This is a genomic window from Chryseobacterium sp. DT-167 (assembly GCF_058310155.1).
This window is the reverse complement of record NZ_JBZEEQ010000006.1, coordinates 88334-108988: the sequence shown is the minus strand read 5'-3', so window position 1 is coordinate 108988 and position 20655 is coordinate 88334. Positions and strand designations below refer to the sequence as shown.

The 20655-nt window shown below is 35.2% G+C and carries 16 protein-coding genes; 12 read left to right on the top strand and 4 right to left on the bottom strand.

Going from position 1 to position 20655, the window contains the following annotated elements:
• Positions 1 to 18: 18 nt before the first annotated feature.
• The 3 genes from nusA (at position 19) to AC4FQ5_RS09995 (ending at position 6911) form a co-directional block, all read left to right on the top strand.
• Positions 19 to 1254 (top strand): transcription termination factor NusA, encoded by a 1236-nt coding sequence (gene nusA / locus AC4FQ5_RS10005; RefSeq protein WP_491142902.1) that lies wholly within the window; start codon positions 19 to 21, stop codon positions 1252 to 1254.
• Between the two features lie 79 nt (positions 1255 to 1333).
• Positions 1334 to 4327, top strand: coding sequence for a translation initiation factor IF-2 (infB, locus tag AC4FQ5_RS10000; RefSeq protein ID WP_491142900.1), 2994 nt, complete (start codon positions 1334 to 1336; stop codon positions 4325 to 4327).
• A gap of 190 nt (positions 4328 to 4517) precedes the next feature.
• Positions 4518 to 6911, top strand: a complete 2394-nt coding sequence (locus tag AC4FQ5_RS09995; protein ID WP_491142898.1) for a hypothetical protein — start codon at positions 4518 to 4520, stop codon at positions 6909 to 6911.
• Positions 6912 to 7017: 106 nt separating this feature from the next.
• On the opposite strand, the gene AC4FQ5_RS09990 is transcribed toward AC4FQ5_RS09995, so the two are convergent.
• Together AC4FQ5_RS09990 and AC4FQ5_RS09985 are read right to left on the bottom strand one after the other, a co-directional pair.
• Entirely contained in the window at positions 7018 to 7758 is a 741-nt protein-coding gene (locus AC4FQ5_RS09990) for a DUF6261 family protein (RefSeq protein ID WP_491142897.1), read from the bottom strand.
• Between the two features lie 165 nt (positions 7759 to 7923).
• Positions 7924 to 8277 carry a helix-turn-helix domain-containing protein gene (locus AC4FQ5_RS09985; protein ID WP_491142895.1) on the bottom strand — a complete coding sequence of 118 codons (354 nt, stop codon included), beginning with the start codon at positions 8275 to 8277 and terminating at the stop codon, positions 7924 to 7926.
• Positions 8278 to 8429: 152 nt separating this feature from the next.
• Here AC4FQ5_RS09985 and AC4FQ5_RS09980 point away from each other — a divergent pair, with 152 nt between their 5' ends.
• From AC4FQ5_RS09980 to AC4FQ5_RS09945, 8 genes are all read left to right on the top strand, one after another.
• Positions 8430 to 10031: a single stranded DNA-binding domain-containing protein gene (locus AC4FQ5_RS09980; protein WP_491142894.1), complete on the top strand. Its 1602-nt coding sequence runs from the start codon at positions 8430 to 8432 to the stop codon at positions 10029 to 10031.
• A 17-nt stretch (positions 10032 to 10048) separates the two neighbouring features.
• Positions 10049 to 10633, top strand: coding sequence for a DUF6705 family protein (locus AC4FQ5_RS09975; RefSeq protein ID WP_491142892.1), 585 nt, complete (start codon positions 10049 to 10051; stop codon positions 10631 to 10633).
• A 1-nt stretch (position 10634) separates the two neighbouring features.
• The gene (locus AC4FQ5_RS09970; protein ID WP_491142890.1) at positions 10635 to 11207 is read left to right on the top strand and encodes a DUF6705 family protein; all 573 of its coding nucleotides are present in this window, start codon (positions 10635 to 10637) and stop codon (positions 11205 to 11207) included.
• A 2-nt stretch (positions 11208 to 11209) separates the two neighbouring features.
• Positions 11210 to 11794, top strand: coding sequence for a DUF6705 family protein (locus AC4FQ5_RS09965; RefSeq protein ID WP_491142888.1), 585 nt, complete (start codon positions 11210 to 11212; stop codon positions 11792 to 11794).
• Between the two features lie 2 nt (positions 11795 to 11796).
• Positions 11797 to 12369, top strand: coding sequence for a DUF6705 family protein (locus AC4FQ5_RS09960; RefSeq protein WP_491142886.1), 573 nt, complete (start codon positions 11797 to 11799; stop codon positions 12367 to 12369).
• A gap of 90 nt (positions 12370 to 12459) precedes the next feature.
• Positions 12460 to 13917 (top strand): hypothetical protein, encoded by a 1458-nt coding sequence (locus AC4FQ5_RS09955; RefSeq protein WP_491142884.1) that lies wholly within the window; start codon positions 12460 to 12462, stop codon positions 13915 to 13917.
• A 17-nt stretch (positions 13918 to 13934) separates the two neighbouring features.
• On the top strand, positions 13935 to 14525 hold the full coding sequence (locus tag AC4FQ5_RS09950) for a DUF6705 family protein (RefSeq protein WP_491142882.1): 591 nt from the start codon (positions 13935 to 13937) through the stop codon (positions 14523 to 14525).
• Positions 14526 to 14642: 117 nt separating this feature from the next.
• Positions 14643 to 15020, top strand: a complete 378-nt coding sequence (locus AC4FQ5_RS09945; protein WP_491142880.1) for a hypothetical protein — start codon at positions 14643 to 14645, stop codon at positions 15018 to 15020.
• 123 nt (positions 15021 to 15143) lie between these two features.
• Here the strand turns inward: AC4FQ5_RS09945 and AC4FQ5_RS09940 are convergent, their stop codons facing one another.
• Together AC4FQ5_RS09940 and AC4FQ5_RS09935 are read right to left on the bottom strand one after the other, a co-directional pair.
• Entirely contained in the window at positions 15144 to 15797 is a 654-nt protein-coding gene (locus AC4FQ5_RS09940; protein WP_491142878.1) for a hypothetical protein, read from the bottom strand.
• 39 nt (positions 15798 to 15836) lie between these two features.
• Complete coding sequence (locus tag AC4FQ5_RS09935) at positions 15837 to 17753, bottom strand: S8 family serine peptidase (protein WP_491142877.1); 1917 nt, start codon at positions 17751 to 17753, stop codon at positions 15837 to 15839.
• A gap of 135 nt (positions 17754 to 17888) precedes the next feature.
• On the opposite strand from AC4FQ5_RS09935, the gene AC4FQ5_RS09930 reads away from it, so the two are divergent.
• Positions 17889 to 20654: a SusC/RagA family TonB-linked outer membrane protein gene (locus AC4FQ5_RS09930; RefSeq protein ID WP_491142875.1), complete on the top strand. Its 2766-nt coding sequence runs from the start codon at positions 17889 to 17891 to the stop codon at positions 20652 to 20654.
• Position 20655 lies beyond the last annotated feature (1 nt).

Genomic DNA, 20655 nt, shown 5'->3' with positions numbered 1-20655 from the left:
TAAAAAGAAAAAAGATAAATGGATAATATAGCGTTGATTGAATCCTTTGGTGATTTTAAAGACGAAAAAGGGATCAGTAAGATCGATCTGATGGCAATTATTGAAGATTCTCTGAAAACTCTTCTGAGAAAAAGATTTGATTCTGATGATCATTTTGATGTCATTGTAAACCCTGATAAAGGTGACTTTCAGATATTTTTAAATAAAACAATCGTTGAAGACGAAATGTCTGAAGATGATGATTTGGAAATTGAAATTACCGAAGCTAAAAAAATTGATCCTACTTTTGAAGTAGGAGAAGATTTTACCATGGAAATTCCTGTGGCTCAATTGGGAAGAAGAAATATCCTTACCCTGAAGCAGATCTTGGCTACGAAATTGCAGGAGCATAATAATGCAATGCTTTATGAGCAGTTCAAAGACAGAATTGGGGAAATCGTTACAGGAGAAATCCACCACATCCGTCACAAACACGTGATTTTGCTGGATGATGAAGATAACGAATTTATTTTGCCAAAAGAGAATCAGATTTCTTCAGATTTCTTTAAAAAAGGTGAAAACATCAGAGCAATCGTAGAAAGTGTAGATTTTAAAGGTTCAAAACCTCAGATCATTATTTCCCGTACGGCTCCGAAATTCCTTGAAAAATTATTAGAATTGGAGATTCCTGAAATTCAGGACGGAACCATTATTCTTAAAAAAGCAGTGAGAATTCCCGGTGAAAAGGCAAAAATCGCTGTTGATGCTTACGATGACAGAATAGATCCGGTAGGAGCTTGTGTCGGAGTGAAAGGATCAAGAATCCATGGTGTGGTAAGAGAGTTGAGAAACGAAAATATAGATGTAATTCAGTGGTCAAAAAACCCTGAAATATTGGTGAAGAGAGCTTTAGGAAATGTTACCATCAATAAAATTGACATCAACGAGGAAACCAACTATGCAATGGTTTATACTCCTGTTGAAGAGATTTCTAAAGTAATCGGTAAACAAGGTCAAAATATCAGACTTGCTTCTTGGTTGACGGGGTATGAAATTGACGTGTACAGAGAATCCAGTGAAGATGATGATGTTGATTTGAGAGAATTCAACGATGATATCGAACAGTGGATTTTGGATGAATTTAAAAAAGTAGGTCTTACCACTGCAAAATCTGTTTTGGATAAAGAAACGGAAAGTCTTTTGAATATGGTTGATTTGGAAGAAGAAACTATCGAAGATGTAAAACGCGTCTTAAGAGAAGAATTTGAAGATTAAAATTTCGGAATAAATTTTAATAAGCAGTAAAAAAGAATACTTTAATTTTAAGAATTAAAAAAAACAGTAAATAATATAGATGCCAAAAATAAGATTAAATAAAGCGGTTAAGGAATTCAATATATCGATGTCCAGACTAGTGGAGTTTTTACAGTCTAAAGATATCGTGGTTGAAAACAATCCTAACGCTCAATTAGAAGAAGCGGCATATTCTGCATTGGAAGCTGAGTTTGCCAAAGACGGCGAGCAACGTAAAGCTTCTCATGAGGTGGTTATTTCTAAAGTTCCGGAAGAAAAACTGGAGATCGAAGAAAAGAAAACACCTGAAGTAATAAGAGCTAAAGCTAATAAACCAGAAACCAGAATTTTAGGTAAAATTGATCTGGAGCCTAAAAAACCTGAAGCTGTGGAAGAAACTCCTACTCCGACACCTGCTGCTCCCGTTGAGGAGAAAAAAGAGGTCGTGGAAGAAGTAAAAGAAGTGGCAAAGGAAGAACCGAAAGTGGTTTCTGAAACTAAACCGACACCTGAAAAGCAGGAGTTTAAAGTGTTGGATAAAATTGATTTGTCTCAGATTGAGGGAAATAGAAACAGACCTGCCAAAAAAGATAAGCCTAAAGTTGAGGAGGTAAAAGCTGAGGTAAAACCGGTGGAGCCCGTAAAAGAAACACCAAAACCGGTTGAAAAACCAATTGAGAAAGTGGAAGAAAAAAAACCGGCACCTGTAGCAGAAGAACCTCAGGAATCTCAGAAAATTGAAACTGTTTATCAGAAGCTTGACGGACCAAAGATTGTTGGTGAGAAAATTGACTTAACTCAGTTTGCGCCCAAATCAAATTCCGGAGCTAAAAAGAAAAGAAAAAGAATTGAAAAGCCGGGTGGTCCTAACCAGAATACTGGGAATAACCAACAAGGCGGAAATAATCAAGGCGGACAAAATCGTCCTCAAGGTCAGAACGGCCCAGGTGGAAACCGTCCTCCGGGGCAAGGTGGTCCTCAAGGAAACAGACCTCCGGGACAAGGCGGTCAAAACCGTCCGGGTGGTCCGGGTGGAAACCGTCCTCCGGGACAAGGTGGTCCTCAAGGAAACCGTCCTCCGGGACAAGGTGGCGGAAACCGTTTTGGAAACAACAACAGACCGGGTCAGAGAACAATGCCTGTCGAATTAACCGACGAGCAAGTTAAAAATCAGATCAAGGAAACCCTTGAAAAACTAACCAATAAAGGAGGTAAATCTAAATCTGCTAAACACAGAAAAGATAAGAGATCTTACCGTAGAGAACAGGATGAGCGTCAGCAGGAAATTGATGCACAAGACAGAAGCTTGAAGGTTACAGAATTTATTACAGTTGGTGAATTGGCCAGCTTAATGAATGTTTCTGCAACTGAAGTGATCTCTGCTTGTTTCTCTCTTGGGGTAATGGTAACCATGAACCAAAGATTGGAAGCTGATACTTTACTATTGGTAGCAGACGAATTCGGATTTAAAATTGAATTCTCTGATGCTGATCTTGAAGAAGCAGATTCTGAAGAAGATATCGATACCGAAGAAAGCCTTGTTTCTAGGGCTCCGATTGTAACGGTAATGGGTCACGTTGACCACGGTAAAACTTCATTATTGGATTACGTCAGAAAAACCAACGTTATCGCTGGTGAATCTGGTGGAATTACCCAGCACATCGGTGCATACAATGTGAAACTGGAAAACGGTCAGAGAATTACCTTCTTAGATACACCGGGTCACGAAGCCTTTACCGCGATGAGAGCGAGAGGTGCACAGGTTACCGATATTGCCATTATTGTAATCGCTGCCGATGATGATGTGATGCCTCAGACAAAAGAAGCAATCTCTCACGCACAGGCTGCAGGGGTACCGATGATTATTGCAATTAACAAAGTAGATAAGCCGAATGCAAACCCAGACAATATCCGTCAGCAACTTTCTGGAATGAATATTCTTGTGGAAGAGTGGGGAGGAAATGTTCAGGCACAAGAAATTTCTGCTAAGATGGGGAACAATATGGATATCCTTTTAGAGAAAGTATTGCTTCAGGCAGAAATGCTTGAACTGAAAGCTAATCCTAACCGTGCTGCACAGGGAGTTGTTATTGAAGCATCTTTGGATAAAGGTAGAGGATATGTAGCCACGATGTTGGTACAAACCGGAACTTTAAAAGTTGGAGATTATGTAGTAGCAGGTAAAAACCACGGTAAAGTAAAAGCTTTGCTTGATGAAAGAGGTAAAAACCTTGAAGAAGCAGGTCCTTCTATTCCGGCAACGATCTTAGGTCTTGACGGAGCACCAACTGCAGGTGATAAATTCAGAGTTTATGCTGACGAAAGTGAAGGTAAGGCGATCGCTAACAAGAGAGAGCAGTTACAAAGAGAGCTTTCGATCAGAACCAAGAAACATACAACCCTTGAAGAATTGGGTAGACGTATCGCTTTAGGAGAATTCAAGGAATTGAATATCATCCTGAAAGGTGACGTGGATGGTTCAGTGGAAGCACTTTCTGATCAGTTACAGAGATTATCTACAGAAGAGATCAGTGTAAACATTCTTCACTCAGGTGTAGGGCAGATCACTGAGTCTGATATCAACTTAGCTGCGGCTTCAGATGCGATTATCATTGGATTCAACGTAAGAGCTGGTGCCAACGCAAAAGAATTGGCAGACCGTGAAGAAATCGAGATCAGAACGTATTCTGTAATCTATAAAGCAATAGATGAGGTAAAAGAAGCGATGGAGGGAATGCTTTCTCCGGAAATTCAGGAGCAGGTAATCGGTAATGTAGAGATCCGTGAGGTCTTCAAGATTTCTAAGATCGGAACGATTGCAGGTTGTATGGTTCTTACCGGAAAAGTAACGAGACAGTCGAAAGTACGTTTACTGAGAGACGGTATTGTGAAATTTGATGGTGAGCTCGAAAGTTTAAAACGTTTCAAAGACGATGTAAAAGAAGTTACAAAAGGCTACGAATGCGGATTAAACCTGAAAGGTTACAACGATATCGAACAGAACGATATTCTTGAAGTATATGAAGAAGTTGCTGTGAAGAAAAAATTGAAATAATTTAATTTGTAGTATTATAAAAAGCACCCGCATTTTTGATGTGGGTGCTTTTTTATGAAAGGATAACTAATATTATTTTATATTGTTGGAAGCATTTGTGATATATCAGTAATTATTACCTTAATAAAAATTAACTACTTGATTAGAAAAACGTATTTTTGAAATTCAATTTAAAAATACGAATTAAATTATGTCGAAAAAATTACTTCTATTATTTTTTATTAGCACCTTAAATTATCTTTATTCTCAGAGCAAAGCTGAGGAAGCACTACAGAAATTTGAGCAAAATTTTCCACAGGAAAAAATACATTTGCTTTTAGATAAAAAAAAGCATATTGCTGGAGAAAATTTATGGTTTAAGGCTTTTGTATTCGAAGGATATAGTCTTTCAAACATCTCAACTAATCTATTTGTGGAGTTATACGATAAAAATAAGAATATAGTGGATAAAAAAATGCTGCCTTTATTAAAGGGTGAAAGCAGAGGAAGCCTCACCTTGCCTGAAACTTTAAATGAAGATATTTACTATATTAGAGCATATACAAAATGGATGACCAATTTTAGCGAAGATTTTCAATATATACAGCCTATCGAAGTTTTTAATGTAACATCTTCAAACAAATTAATTAAAAACAATATTACGAATTGGTCAGCCTCTCTCTATCCGGAAAGTGAAACCTTTATCGACGGTGTAGCTACAAAATTTACGGTAAGATTACAGTCAAAGGGAATACCTCCTTCTGAGTGGGGTGGATATGTCGTCGATACAGAGAATCCTGATACAAAAATTATTAGTTTTAAAGGATTTGATCAAAATGTAGGATCATTTATTCTTACTCCTAAACTGAACAAAAAATACAAACTTATTGTTCAAAGCGATAATAAAATACAACAAGATATTGAGCTACCAAATGTTTCTCCTTCGGGGATTCATCTAAAGGTGACAAGCAATAAAGATGAAATTAAATATTCTTTTAATTCAAAAAATGTTTCTCAGAACTCCAAATTTTATACTTTATTGGCTACTATAAATAGCAGATTAGTCTATAAGGCGGAATTCAAAAAAATACCTACTCAAGCATATTCTATACCTACAGAAAACTTAATAAACGGAATTTTGCAACTTAGTCTTTTTGATGATCAAGGGAATTTAATATCTCAGAGACTTTGTTTTGTACAACCGGAATTATTAAAGATAAAAACACCGTCTTTAGAATTATCTTTGAATAAATCTCCGCGAAAACTAAACTCTTTCAACATTAAAAAAGATCCCAACATTAATAATTATACAGTTTTAGTTCAGGATTCTGAAGTAGAAAGCTCAGAAGACGAAAGAAGTGTTTTAAGTACACTGTGGCTTACAGGAGATATTACTTCCGATATTGTAAATCCGGCACAGTATTTTACAAAAAACAGAAATGCTGAAGCCTTAGATGCTTTACTGATTTCTGAAAAATGGAAAAGATTTGATTGGAAGAGCATAATTGCAAATATCTATCCTGTTTTAAAAAATCTGCCCGATGAGTATATTACTTACAAAGCAAAAGTGACGATTAATAATGAACCCGCAGTAAATAAGAATCTACACCTGATATTTAATGTTCCGGATTTTGGGGCTAAATTTGTGGAGGTGCAGACGGATAAAAGTGGTTTTTTTACATTAAGGGGGATGATGTTTGAAAACAATATAGATGTTGCTTACCAGTTAAGCAAAGATCAGTTAAACGATAATGACGAAGTGAAAGTTTATTTTCAGCCAAATTATAGTTTCACTCCTTATGGAAAAGCGTTACCCGAAAATAAGTTTATTCTAGTCAAAAAAATGCCTAATGAGGAGCCAGACCCTGACGTAAAAAGATATATTACAGAAAAGAAAAATCAGATTATTATTAATGAAAAAATTACGGATATTGAAGAGGTTAAAATAAAGCTGTCAAAAAAAAATAATACCGATAAACTTAATAAGGAATTAAGCAGTCCTTTATTCCGAAGTATAAATGAACAGGTTTTTGATTTCGTTAATGATAATAAAGAAGCACACACATCATCTAATGTTTTGCAGTGGCTACAAAGTAGGGTAGCGGGATTACAAGTAAATTTTGAGCAAGGAATCTATGTACCATATATAAGAGACACAAGAGCAGATATTTATCTGAATGAAATGAAGGTTACTTCAGAACAGATTTCCAATTTCCCGGTATCAAGTATTGCAATGGTAAAGGTAATTAAAGGGATGTTTTTAGGTAGCTTCAGTGGTGGTGGCGGTTCTATTCTTGTGTATACAATCAAAGGAAGTATGGTAACAGATACATTTAAAGAAAAGTTTTCGGGATTGAGAAAATATATATTTAAGGGATATGATAAGGTGACTGCTTTCAATTCACCAAAATATAACGAATCAAATTTTTCTGGACTTCCAGATGACAGGAGGTCTGTGCTGTATTGGAACCCTGATTATAATGCAGAAACCAATGAATCAAATACAGTAAATTTTTATAACAATGATCATGCAGACAGATATAAAGTAATTGTTGTGGGATTCGATAAAAATGGTGAACCATCTTATTATAATGAAACTTTGTAAATAATTGAAGATATAATTTTTAGAACGTTATCAAACAATTTAAAACACAACCGTCTGCATATTCTATACAGGCGGTTGTATTTTTTTGGTGTCAGTTAATCAAGACTTATGAGAGTGGATTTTCAGGTGCTTGTGTTGATGAGTTATCCGTCCTGTTGATGAGCAGCTTATTATACTGATCGGTCAATGCATTCAGCTGATTGATGACTGTAGCATACGGCGAAGGCGGAGTTTCTACCAATAAATGAAGCGCATCTATTCGGTCTCTCAGTGCATAATAAGCAGCATTGGTTTCTTCCCTTTTTGTTTTGATGGTTTCAGGACTCGCATCACCATATTCCTGTGTACGGGATAGATATTTGGTATTAAATTCTTCATTGGCAGTCTTTAGTTCATTCACCCAAGAGTTTAGATTAAATGAAGTGATTGCATCTGTAAGCTCAGGTTTGTTTTCCCAATCACGAAGAAGATTGTTGACAGTGGCTGTCTCTGCCTGATAGTTTAGACGCGAGATTCCGCTTCCGTAGAGCGCCAAATTGGTGAGTAGCAGCTGAGCTTTGTTTTTTTGGTCTGCATCATAATGATAAGTATAGCCAAGAAGGAAATAATAAATACCGTTGATGGCGTTGTCTCTTCTTTCATCCAGTAGTAGAAGTTCTTGTGTTTTATCACTTGCCAGTGCTTTTTTGTACAATGCTTCCAGCTCTGTTGCTTTTGTTGCCAGCGTTGTTAATTTTGATTCAATCTCTAACTGTTCCGGAGTGTTCAGGTTGATGATTCCTAAGTAGTCTTTTACGTATTGCAAATATTCTGCATTACGAAGTAATTTTAATTCAATTGCGTTCATATTTTAAAAATGTTTTGTTTTGTCTTATTTCCCGGAATACTTGTCGCAGGGGTGCAAGAGGGTTTCCCGGTTACCGGAAAGCTTGTTGCAGGGGTGCGGCAACTTTTCCCTGCTTCCGGAAAGTCTGTTGCGGGGGTGCAGGGAGCTTTCCGGAAAGGTGGAAAGCTAGTTGCTGCCCTCAGACTTATTTTTCCAGTAGTCTACCTGCTCCTTTAATTCTTTGATGCGTTCTTCGTATTGCTCGATGAGTTTTTCAGGAAGTTGATTTTGATAGATAAAACCATTATTTCCGCCATGAGTATTGTCATAATTGAAAGACATCCCATCATTGCTCAAAAAATCTAAAACACTTACATCTAAATGCCTGGCAATATCTTCTACCTGTGCAAAAGCGGGTTTGCTTTTATCGTTCTCAAAGTTGGAATAGGTTTTTTGCGAAACATTCAGAACCTCGGCAAGATATTCCTGCGTAAAGTTTTTGTTGATTCTTGCTTTTTTCAGTTTCTCACCTAGCGTCATAATCGAAGTATTTTTTTCAAAAGTACACAAAATTTCTTTTAGAAAAATAATACGGAAATCAGTAATTTTCTACCTGCGGTTATTAAAAATATTTTTTCACTTTTGTAAGGTGAATTATTTATATATTTAACCACTTAAAAACATCAAATGTTATGAAAAGAAATTTATTTCTCAGGCTCTGCCTGATGACGATAGCTTTGCTATCTCTCCCGTCCTGTCGACAGGATATTCTGCACGAGCAGGAAACTTACAATAATGCGAGCGCATTTCAGCTCACCTCCAAAAGAATCTCTTTAAACGAATCTAAGCACAAAGCAAAGCTTCTTCCTGAATTAGGGAAAGTTGAGGCTGAGTTTAAAGCTAAGACAAAAAGCAGTGCTTTTGGGAAAACAGTGAATTACGGAAACGGAGTTTCTATAAATACGGATGATGTGATCTATATTGAGAACGGACCTAATTATTATACCTATACCTTCAGAGTCAACAGAGAGAATGCTCCTGCAGATGCACCTGTAGAAAATTTGGTATTAAGTCCTCTTTTGGATGGTAGCTGGAAAGAAGTTCTCGTTACTTATGATCTTACCGCGCAGGAAAAACAAACGATGCTTTCCGGAGGTGCGGTAAACCTTGCAGGAAAAGTGACCAAGGAACTCCTTCAAAGCGGAACGTACTCATCAGGAATAATGAATAAAGAACTTGCTGATGAATGTTACCTGATGACCTATTCTTATTACACATCGTGTAGCGAAAATGCGCATCATCACGGTGAAGCAGCAGACGAAGATGGCGGGCCTTGTGAGGCTGAAACGCAATCGGTTCTGGTGGTAACTCAAGCTCTCATCTGTCCGAATCCCGGAGGAAGCATATCTAATCCGGGTGGTAATGAAAGTGGAACGACACCCGGAGGATTTAATCCAAGTGGTGGCGGATTTGGAAACCCAACCGACCCAAGCGGAAGCAATGGGAGTAATAATCCTAACCAACCATGCGATGGAAATGGAATCCCATCACAACCACAAGACCCAAGTTCTACTTTAGGAAACCAGCCTTGTAATAATGGGACGGTTACGCTGCCGAATTTGGGAGGAAGTATTAATAACCCATGCTCCAAAATAAAAGCTAAATTTGCTGATCAAAGGATAAAAAACCAATTTAATGCATTAAATACAAATGCTAACTTTGCAAAGAACCATGAAGAAGGCTTTTATGAAAAATCTTCTACTGTAAATAATTCTAATATACAAAATTATACTACCGTAAGCGGAGATCCTTGCACAGATTATATAGAGCTACCTACAGTTAAAACAGGAATTACGGGTTTTGGGCATACCCATAACGATTATAATTGTAAAGGAAACAGAAGTATACTTGCTCCTTCGGCAGAGGATATTATGAATTTTCTTTTTGTCATGGTAAAGCAGGCGGGTAATGTGTATGGAGATTTTTCCAAAGCCTACTATTTTACGGTAACTTCGGGAGGCAGCTATATGTTCCATTACTCGGGATCTGTTGCACCGCAAAATTTATCTTTTGATATTGCATCTTTAAGAAATAAATATGATGATCTGTTTGGGGATTTAAAAGAAGAATATCCCAATATGCCACAAGATAAAGTGGAAGAAACCTTTGCGAGATTCTTAAAAGAAAAAGTAAATATAGAGGGTCTGGAGGTATATAAAGTAACTCCCAATTCTGCAGAAAAGTTAGAATATGACCCCAATACAAAAACAATGACCACAACACCATGTCCATAAACTTAAAATCTACACCTATGAAAAATATATTATTAATTCTACTCATCGTAGTTTCTTGTAAATCTTTTCCTCAATCAAATTGCCAGTCAATTACCACTGTTCCGTTACGAACATATGGACTTCCGGATAAAGAATGTCATTATTTTAAAGATACCAATAATGAGCTTTCAGATTATGAAGGAACTTGGAAAGGAACTTGGAATGGGAAGACTATTTTTATTACTTTTAAAAAAATTGTAAACAATTATAATGAGACTTTAAAATATAATAGAGATTTTCTTATTGGGAAATTTAAAACAATAGATAGCAATGGAACTATTTTATTTGATAATTTAGCTTTAGCAGATAACCAGAGTAAAATAAGAGGAATTAATTTTCAAAATATAACAGGTAAATATTTGATGTCGTATAGAGATAATGATATATGTGGGATTGGAGGAGACATTTATTTAACCTTTGCTAATACATCTAAAACACAGCTCAATTTTTCATACAATCAAGATAGTATGGTTTTAAGTTCAGATTGTTATTTTCACGGCTGGTTACAAGCAGACAGACCGGAACCATTGCCAAAGCCTGATATTGTATTAACAAAACAATAGCATGAAAAATATTGTATTAATTCTACTCATCGTAGTTTCTTGTAAATCATATACCCAACAAACCATTGTACCACTACGAACTTATACAGATATTCCTGAAGACGCAGGGTATTATATGAAAGATATCAATAATGAGCTTCAGGCCTTTGAGGGAACTTGGAAAGGAACTTGGAATGGAAAAACTATTTTTATTACTTTTAAAAAAATTACTAATGGTTATAGAGAAGTGCTAAAATATAATAAAGATTATATAATAGGTAAATTTAAAACGTTAGATAGTAATGGAATTGTTTTATTTGATAATACAATGTTATCCAATAATGATGCAAAAACATTTGGAATTGGTTTTCAAAACATAACCGATAAGTATTTGATGTCTTATGTAGATAATGATGTTTGTGGCATAACAGGGAGTATTTATCTTACTTTTGCCAATGCAGCGAAAACACAGCTTAATTTTTCATACAATCAAGATAGTATGGTTTTGAATTCGGATTGCTATTTTCACGGTTGGCCACAAGCAGACAAGCCAGAACCACTACCAAAGCCAGATATTGTATTGACAAAGCAATAAGTATGAAAAATATATTTTTACTATTATTAATTGTAGTTTCATGCAAATCCTTTCCACAATCTAATTGTCAGTCTATCACAACTGTTCCGTTACGAACATATGGACTTCCGGATAAAGAATGTCATTATTTTAAAGATACCCATAATGAACTCTCTGACTATGAAGGTATTTGGAAAGGAACATGGAATGGGAAGACAATTTATATAACTTTAAAGAAAAATGTAAATAAATATGATTCAGATTTAAACTATAATTTAGACCATTTAATAGGAAAATTCAAAACATTAGATAATAATGGTAATATTTTATTTGATAATACGATGTTGTCTGATAATAATGCAAAAATATTTGGAATTAATTTTCAAAACATAACTGGCAAATATCTGATGTCTTATGTAGATAATGATGTTTGTGGCATAACAGGGAGTATTTATCTTACTTTTGCCAATGCAGCCAAAACACAGCTTAATTTTTCATACAATCAAGATAGTATGGTTTTAAATTCGGATTGCTATTTTCACGGTTGGCCACAAGCAGACAAGCCAGAACCACTACCAAAGCCAAATATTGTATTGACAAAGCAATAAGTATGAAAAATATATTATTAATTCTACTCATCGTAGTTTCTTGTAAATCATATACCCAACAAACCATTGTACCACTACGAACTTATACAGATATTCCTGAAGACGCAGGGTATTATATGAAAGATATCAATAATGAACTTCAAGCCTTTGAGGGAACTTGGAAAGGAACTTGGAATGGAAAAACTATTTTTATTACTTTCAAAAAAATTGTAAATAAATATAACACTACCATGAAATATAATGCAGATATCATCATTGGAAAATTCAGAACAATTGATAGTTCTGGTAATATTCTATTTGACAATACTCTATTGACTGATAATGACGCCAAAATAGAAGGGATAGGTTTTCAAAATATAACGGGTAAATATTTGATGTTTTATTATGATAAGGATGTATGCAGAATAGGAGGAGATATTTATTTAACCTTTGCCAATGCAGCCAAAACACAGCTTAATTTTTCTTATTCTCAAGAAAATAAATTTTTGGATACAGATTGCTATTTTTACAATTATCCTCCAAACCAATATCCCGAACCTTTGCCAAAGGGGGATTTGATATTGACGAAGCAGTAGTGAAAACCTCTGTAATGGAGGTTTTCTTAGCTCACTTCCAAAAGAATCTCTTTAGATTAAGCCCAACATAAAACGAAGCTTCTTCCTGAATTGGGGAAAGTTGAGGCTGAGTTTAAAGCTAAGACAAAAAACAGTGCTTTTGGCAAAACAGTAAATTACGGAAACGGGGTTTCTATAGATACCGATGATGTCATTTACATTGAGAACGGACCCAACTATTACACCTATACCTTCAGAATCAACAGAGAGAATGCTCCTGCAGATGCACCTGTAGAAAATTTGGTATTAAGTCCTCTTTTGGATGGTAGCTGGAAAGAAGTTCTCGTTACTTATGATCTTACCGCGCAGGAAAAACAAACGATGCTTTCCGGAGGTGCGGTAAACCTTGCAGGAAAAGTGACCAAGGAACTCCTTCAAAGCGGAACCTATTCATCAGGGATAATGAATAAAGAGCTTGCTGATGAATGTTACCTGATGACCTATTCTTATTACACATCGTGTAGCGAAAATGCCCATCATCACGGTGAAGCAGCAGACGAAGATGGCGGACCTTGTGAGGCTGAAACACAATCTGTTTTGGTGGTAACTCAAGCTCTTGTATGTCCTAATCCCGGAGGAAGCACCACCAACCCTGGAGGTAATGAAAGTGGAACGACACCTGGAGGGTTCAATCCCGATGGTGGTGGTGCAACTACAAATCCTACCGAACCACCGGGAAGTAACGGAAGTACAAATCCTGAAAATCCCTGCGGAGGAAGCGGTGTTCCTTCTCAGCCACAAGATCCCGGTTCTGCTTTAGGAAATGAAGAATGTAATAATGGGACGGTTACTTTGCCGAATTTGGGAGCTTTAGAAGTTGAGGAACAGAAAACAGATTGTGAACGCTTAAAAGAAAAAACAGATGATGCTGCATTTAAACATAAAATGGATAGTCTGAAACAAAGAGTGACACAACAAATGCCAGATCCTCATGAAACAAGCATAACCGTTGAAAAATTTAAAGGAAAAATTACATATTCTATTGCGCAAGGTCCTCCAAATTTTCAAGCAGATGGCACAAAACGTGTAATCAATACACAAAGTAATTATGATGTTGCGGGACTGCATAATCATTGTCCGGGAGGAATTCCTATCTTCTCTTATCCCGATTTAGTAAGTTTTTATAGTCACTATAAATTTCTAGTTCCATTTAGGAAGAATGAGTTTTCAATGTTTTTGGTAACTTTTAAGGGAACATCATATGCATTAAGAATGCAGGATATTAGTGTGCTAGATACTTTATTTAATGGTATTGACTTAGATACAAAAGAGGGCAAGACATTAGCAGAGAAAACCGTTAAAGAAATTTATGAAACGATTGGAAATCTCAATACGAACCAAAACTACACCGTTGATATGGCAGAAATGATGCTTATGAAAGTACTCAATTCAAAATATTTTGGCAATGGAAATTCAGTATTTTTGTATCAGCAGGAAGGTACTCAATGGAAGAAGCTAACACTAAATCCAGACGGAACCATACAGAAAATACCATGCCCTCAACCTTAATATTAAAATCAATAATTATGAAAAAAATATTCCTATTATTAAGCCTTATATTTTTATCTGTGCAATGCACAGCACAAAGTAATATAGTTGCATTAACAAATTGTGACAAACAATACGATCATAGTACAGGAGATTATTATTTGAAGGACACAACCAACGAAATGAATAAATATTCAGGCGTGTGGAAATGGACTAGTGGAAACAAAGAATTTATTCTAACATTAATAAAACAGGTGAAGCATCATTATAATCAATATGGAAATAATAATTATTACAAAGATAGATTGATAGGTTATTATCAGTATAAAGAAAATGGCTTACTGATAGCCGATACTTCATCGGATGATTTATCTAAAGATTATGTGTCAAGAGTAATTTTTAATTTAGGTTGTAATTCGCATATTTCTGCTATTAGTTTTGAAGATTATAAAAAGTATAAAAACTTTGATGTGGTATTAGAAAACCTATCGCCTACTCAAATAAAGATGAAGATGTTTGAGACTGAACATGTGATAACAGTTAATAAGCATACTGGAGAAAGAAATCCTCCTAATGATCCACAAGGTGGCAGTACTTTTCCTATGGAAATGATACTTACCAAGCAGTAATAAAAAAACCTCCAAAATGGAGGTTTTCTTCTAGGGGAAGCTGGAAAGAAGTTCTCATTACCTACAATCTTACAGCGCAAGAGAAACAGACCATACTTTCCGGAGGTGCTGTAAATCTTGCAGGAAAAGTTTCAAAGCGGAACCTATTCTTCCGGTATCATGGGAAAAGGTCTTGCTGATGAATGTTACCTGATGACCTATTCTTATTACACATCGTGTAGCGAAAATGCGCATCATCACGGTGAAGCAGCAGACGAAGATGGCGGAACTTGTGAGGCTGAAACACAATCGGTTTTGGTGGTGACTCAGGCTCTCATCTGTCCGAATCCGGGAGGAAGCATATCTAATCCGGGAGGTAATGAAAGTGGAACGACACCAGGAGGTTTCAATCCAAGTGGTGGCGGATTTGGAAACCCAACCGAACCAAGCGGAAGTAATGGCAATAATAACCCTAATCAGCCTTGTGATGGAAGCGGTATACCTTCTCAGCCGTAAGATCCAAGTTCTACTTTAGGAAACCAGCCTTGTAATAATGGGACGGTTACGCTGCCGAATTTGGGAGGAAGTTCAATTTAATTTTAATAAAAAAGAGACTGTATTATTACAGTCTCTTTTTTATTATTTGTTATTCTTTAAAAATGTTAGGATTTTAACCAAATCCTGCTCTTTTTCATAACTAAGATTATTTTTTCTTATGTAATCTTTCAAATCTTTTTGCTGATTTGAGAAGTTTTTTTCAATACTCTTTTTCGATATCTCGATCAAATTTCCGTTTGTTGACCAATAATATTTTGGTGCAACTTGCTCAAAACTAGGTGGATAATCTTGTTCGTAGTTAGTAGTAGCTTTTTTAAATTCTCTAAAAAGAGTAGTGTTCTTTTTAAATAAACCAACTTCGCTATTAACTTCTTCTAAATATTGTTTGTTCCCGTCAAGATTAAAAAGAATATAAGCTTTTTTTCGGTTTTGAAAGACCACTTTAGATAAGTTATCTTCCTTTGGCAATATGTAATTTTTACCATCTTGCTTAAATTCAAAAGAATCTGTATAGCTATTATATCTTACAGGTATATCTTTATATTCACCAATTTGAGCCAACTGAAAATCTACATTCTGATAAGGACTTCCTTTAATGTCTTTATATTCATATTTATTGTCCTTAAAATAAAGACTCTCATAGAATGAGTTTGGAGAAGAATTCAGACCTACCCCGATTTGAGAGAAAAATGTTTGAGAGCTTATAATAAAGGCGAATAAAATAAGGTTTTTCATAATTTTTTTTATAAAGATAGAGAAATATAACCAATTACATTACTCTTTAGTAAATTTAAAGCTTTTTTTAGTTCCTTTATTATTTGTATAGTTCACAAAGTAATTTCCTTTGATGAGTCGGCTAATATTTATTTTATTATCAGCGTTTTTATCAGTGAGAACCAATTTGCCTGATGCATCAAAAATGCTAACTACCAAGTTTTTTTCTTTTTCTCCAATTGTAATGAAATCTTTAGCTGGGTTAGGATAGAAGTTAACCTCGTTATCCAATTTATTTACTTCAGAAGTACTTAAAGTAGATAAATTATCACTTGTTACGATTAATGAAAAGTTTTGATTTCCTCCAGATAATGTTCCCTTGTGAGTTACGGTAATAGTATAGGTTCCAGTGGGATTATTGATATCTACTCTTTCAAAATTGTCTACATCGTTTGTAGAATTGTTACTAGCTGAATCATAAGGAGCTGCCATACCTTGTAATTTCCAAGGGTAATAAGTAACACCATCTTTAACAACTTTAATATCTAAATCATTTACTAAGTATTTAGTAGTAGGATCTACAGTTCCGGAATTGCTTGTTGGTGCTTGAGGGTCAGTCCATGAAATAGAAACTTTTAACGGACTTGTGCCACTTGCTGTTACTGTTTTTGTAAATGTTGAATTATTAGTTAAATTCAATTCTTCAATAACACTTTTTGAAGTGCTTGTTGAGCTGTTTTTATCACGGATAGCAATTGCAGATTTTTGAGCATTTACTAAACCCCAGCCAAATTCGTAATCTGGACCTATATATGACCCTGCCTCATCAGCTGTGTGCAGGATTAAACCTTTAACAGTTGCGGCTTTCATATAGTTACTGTAAAGCTGATTGTAATATTGTTGCAACAATAATACAACTCCTGTAATTCCAGGAGAAGCCATTGATGTTCCGGACATTATCCCGGTAGCAGTATCTGAGGTTGAAAGAGTAGATCGTACATTTACTCCTTTCATTGAAATATCAGGTTTAATTCTTCCATCGTCTGAAGGTCCCCAGCTACTAAATGAAGACATCACAACACTTGATGGATCAGTATATGTAGTCACTTGATTTACTGCTGCTACTGTAATTATATTTTTTGCATTGCCATGTCCAAAAATCATATCATATCCAGCTTTATTGGCAATCTGGGTAGACCCAGGAGCGGCTGTTTCATTACGATCATTGCCAGCTGACACTATAGGTAAATAAAACTGGTTATTATAACAAATATTATCTATTTGGCGAGCTCTTGAATCATAGGCACCATAAAACCATAGACTATTTAGCTGACCTAAGCCATAAGAATGATTAGATACTAAAAGTCCTGTAGATGCTTCGCCTAGCATTTCGGTCAAATCAGAATTCCAGTCATATGATTTGATGGATGAATTAAATGCTACTCCCCTAACCAAAGAAGAAATTCCTTGTGCTGAAATTGTACCAGCGACATGAGTTGCATGATCCTGATAATTAACACCATCCGATAAGGTAATTTTACTGTTTCCACCAACCATAAATTCTTGATGAGTATCTCTCGCATTGCCCCCATCCCAAACTCCAGCAGTCATATTTTGACCTTGAATATTTATGCCTAGACTACCACCACTATATAAATGAGTTGCTCTAGCTGTGGTAGCAGCACCTGCATTGGTAGTTCTTGCATATACCTTTTCTCCGTTAGGAAGAATATCTAGCAATTCTTGCACTCCTATTAATCCGATTCTGGTTGTTTTTTTAAAATCAGAATTTTGATTTAAAAAATTACTTAAACGAATTTTTCTTTCGTAATCATCTTTTTTTAGCTCACTTAATAATTTTGTATTGCCCTCTTTGTTGGAATAATATGAAATTTTTATTTTTTCTTCCTGTGTTTGTGCTTTTGAAATTATTGGAAATAAAAACAAACATCCCAATAAATATGTGTATTTTTTCATTATCAACTTAATTTTAGACAAATATATGTAAAATCTGCTATTATATAATTTAAATGTAAAATAAAAGTTAAAAAATTTGGCGGTTTTAATATTTATTAACATATTTGCACGAAATAATATTAAATTTTTGTTAATATGAATGTGAAATTACGTATGCTGAGCGCAGGAGTACTGTTCTTTATAGGAGGACAAATAGTTACAGCTCAAAACACTAAGCCTGAAAAAGATACTATCAACAAAGAAATTGAAGAGGTAGTAATTGTGAATTTAGGTTATACAAAAATGAAGAGAGAGAATACTACCAGTGATGTAGCATCTGTTAAAGCAGCTGATATTGAAAGTACGCCAGGGGCTACTGTTCAGCAGGCATTGGTAGGTAAGCTTGCCGGGGTTGATATATCTTTCGGGTCAGGTCAGCCGGGTTCCTCTAACTTCAGAGTTGATATTCGTGGTACCTCTACGATTAATGGTAGTAATACACCATTATATGTTTTAGATGGGGTTCCAATTTCTTCAAGTGCATTCCAGCTATTGGATCCTAACTCTTTTGAAGAAGTTGGTGTTATCAAAGATATCGCAACTGCTGCTCAATATGGGGCTTCGGGTGGTGCTGGGGTTGTATTGTTAACAAGTAAAAAAGGTCGCGCAAGACAAAAAGCCCTTGTTACTTATACAGGTCAATATGGTGTTTCTACAAGAGCTAACGATAAGGTTTCTCTTATGAATTCTAATGAATGGAATTCCTTTAGAAGAAGGATTGGTTTAAATAATCCGTATACAAGTCAACCTTATACGGATCAGGATATTGCTACACTTTCAAATACAAATACCAATTGGAAAGATTTAGTTTTTCAAAATGGTACATTTAACCAACATGACTTTGCTGTAACTGGTGGATCGGATACCTTTAATTATTTTACGCAAGTTGGATATTTGAAGCAGGATGGTATTATCAGACAGTCTGATTATGAAAGAACATCTGCAATGATTAATTTATTTGCTAAGCCAAGTGAGAAATTTACTTTGCAGTTTAATAATACATTTGCATATGGTGATAGAAATAATGTGAGTTCTGAGGGTGCTATTAATTTGAATAATCCTGTTGTTGCTACATATTTGGCTCCCCCTAGTGATTTGCCTTATTTGCCTAATGGACAGTATAATACGGGTGCCGGAAAGATCGGTGGTAATGCATTAGAAACAATTAATACAAGAGTAGGTAATAGAAAAGAGTTGAAATTAATATCAAGTTTAACTGGAACCTATCAACTTTTTAAAAATTTTAATATCAGACAGTTTGTAGGTGTAGATCATACATCATATAATTCTGAAGGTTATACAAACCCCAATACTTATTTAGGTTCTATCACGACACCGGGAAATGCAGGTGCCTTAAGTCGAGGAAATAGTCAGATATCAAGTATTATTAATAATACCTCAGTAAATTATAGAAACACATTTGCTGAAAAGCATGAATTAACAGCAACTGCGCTTTATGAATATTTTTTCAAAACTGTAAGATCATTCGGATATACAGGATACGGATTAAATAACTTGTATAATAATAGTCCTGCAGGAACGTTAGTCTCTGCAAATACTTTACCATCAATTACAGGGGGTAAAACAAATTATCATAGATTAGCGTTTATGGGGAATGTTTCTTATGTTTATGATGGAAAATATTCTTTCAATGGTAGTGTCAGAAGAGAAAGTGCATCAAATTTTGGGACAAATTATAAATGGGGAACTTTTTATGGTTTAGGAGGTGCATGGTTGCTTCATAAAGAAGATTTTATGAGTTCAATTGGTTTTATTAACGAATTAAAGCCAAGAGTAAGTTATGGTGAAGCAGGTAATCCCATTGATATTGAATTGATAAGTCCATATCAGACTTCACAATATTATGGAAGTGGTACATATGCTGGTGCAACTACTCTGAATCCAAGTGTTCCGGGTAATGATAATTACAAATGGGAAGTAGCAAAAGAATTAAATGTAGGATTAGATTTTGCTGTATGGAACAATAGAATTTCTGGTAGTTTAAGCTGGTATAACAGAAAAACTTCTGACTTGTATATTACTTATAGTTTATCTGGTACAACAGGCTTCTCTTCCATCAATAATTATAATGGAGGTTCGATGGAGAATAAAGGTTACGAGGCGAATCTTAATCTAACTGTCGTAAGCACTCAAAATACTTCAGTTAAGTTATTTGGAAACTTTAGCCAAGTTAAAAATAAAATTACCGATTTAGGTGGCGTTACAGAGTTTGAACAAGGAACTTCTATTATTCGTGTTGGTGCTCCATTTGGTACGCATTATATTAATGGATGGGCCGGAGTTGATGCTTCAAATGGACAACCATTGTATTATGATGTGAACGGGAATGTTACTAACCAATTTAGAGACGAAGATCGTACCGCTAACTATGGATCGTATAAACCTGAAATTTTTGGAGGATTCGGTGCTGAATTTAGATATAAAGGTTTTACTGCAAGTGCTAACTTCAGATATAAAGCAAAATATTTCAGATTTAATAATGAGTCCTATTTCTTAGAGAATGCAAACTTTGCACAATATAATTTGTCTACAGTTATGAATACAATGTGGACTACTCCAGGGCAAATTACAGAAGTACAAGGGTATCAATTTCCTAGACAATTTAGTTCTAAAGATATTGAAGATGCATCATTCCTAAGATTACAGGAGGTAAGATTAAATTATCATATCGATGGTAAATTCCTCGGATTTATGAACGGAATCGATGTATTTGCAATTGGTAATAATTTGTATACATGGACAAAATGGACAGGATTAGATCCTGACGATAGTAACAACATTGGGACATACGAATATCCATTTTCTAGAACAATCACGTTTGGTTGTAAGTTTAATTTCTAAA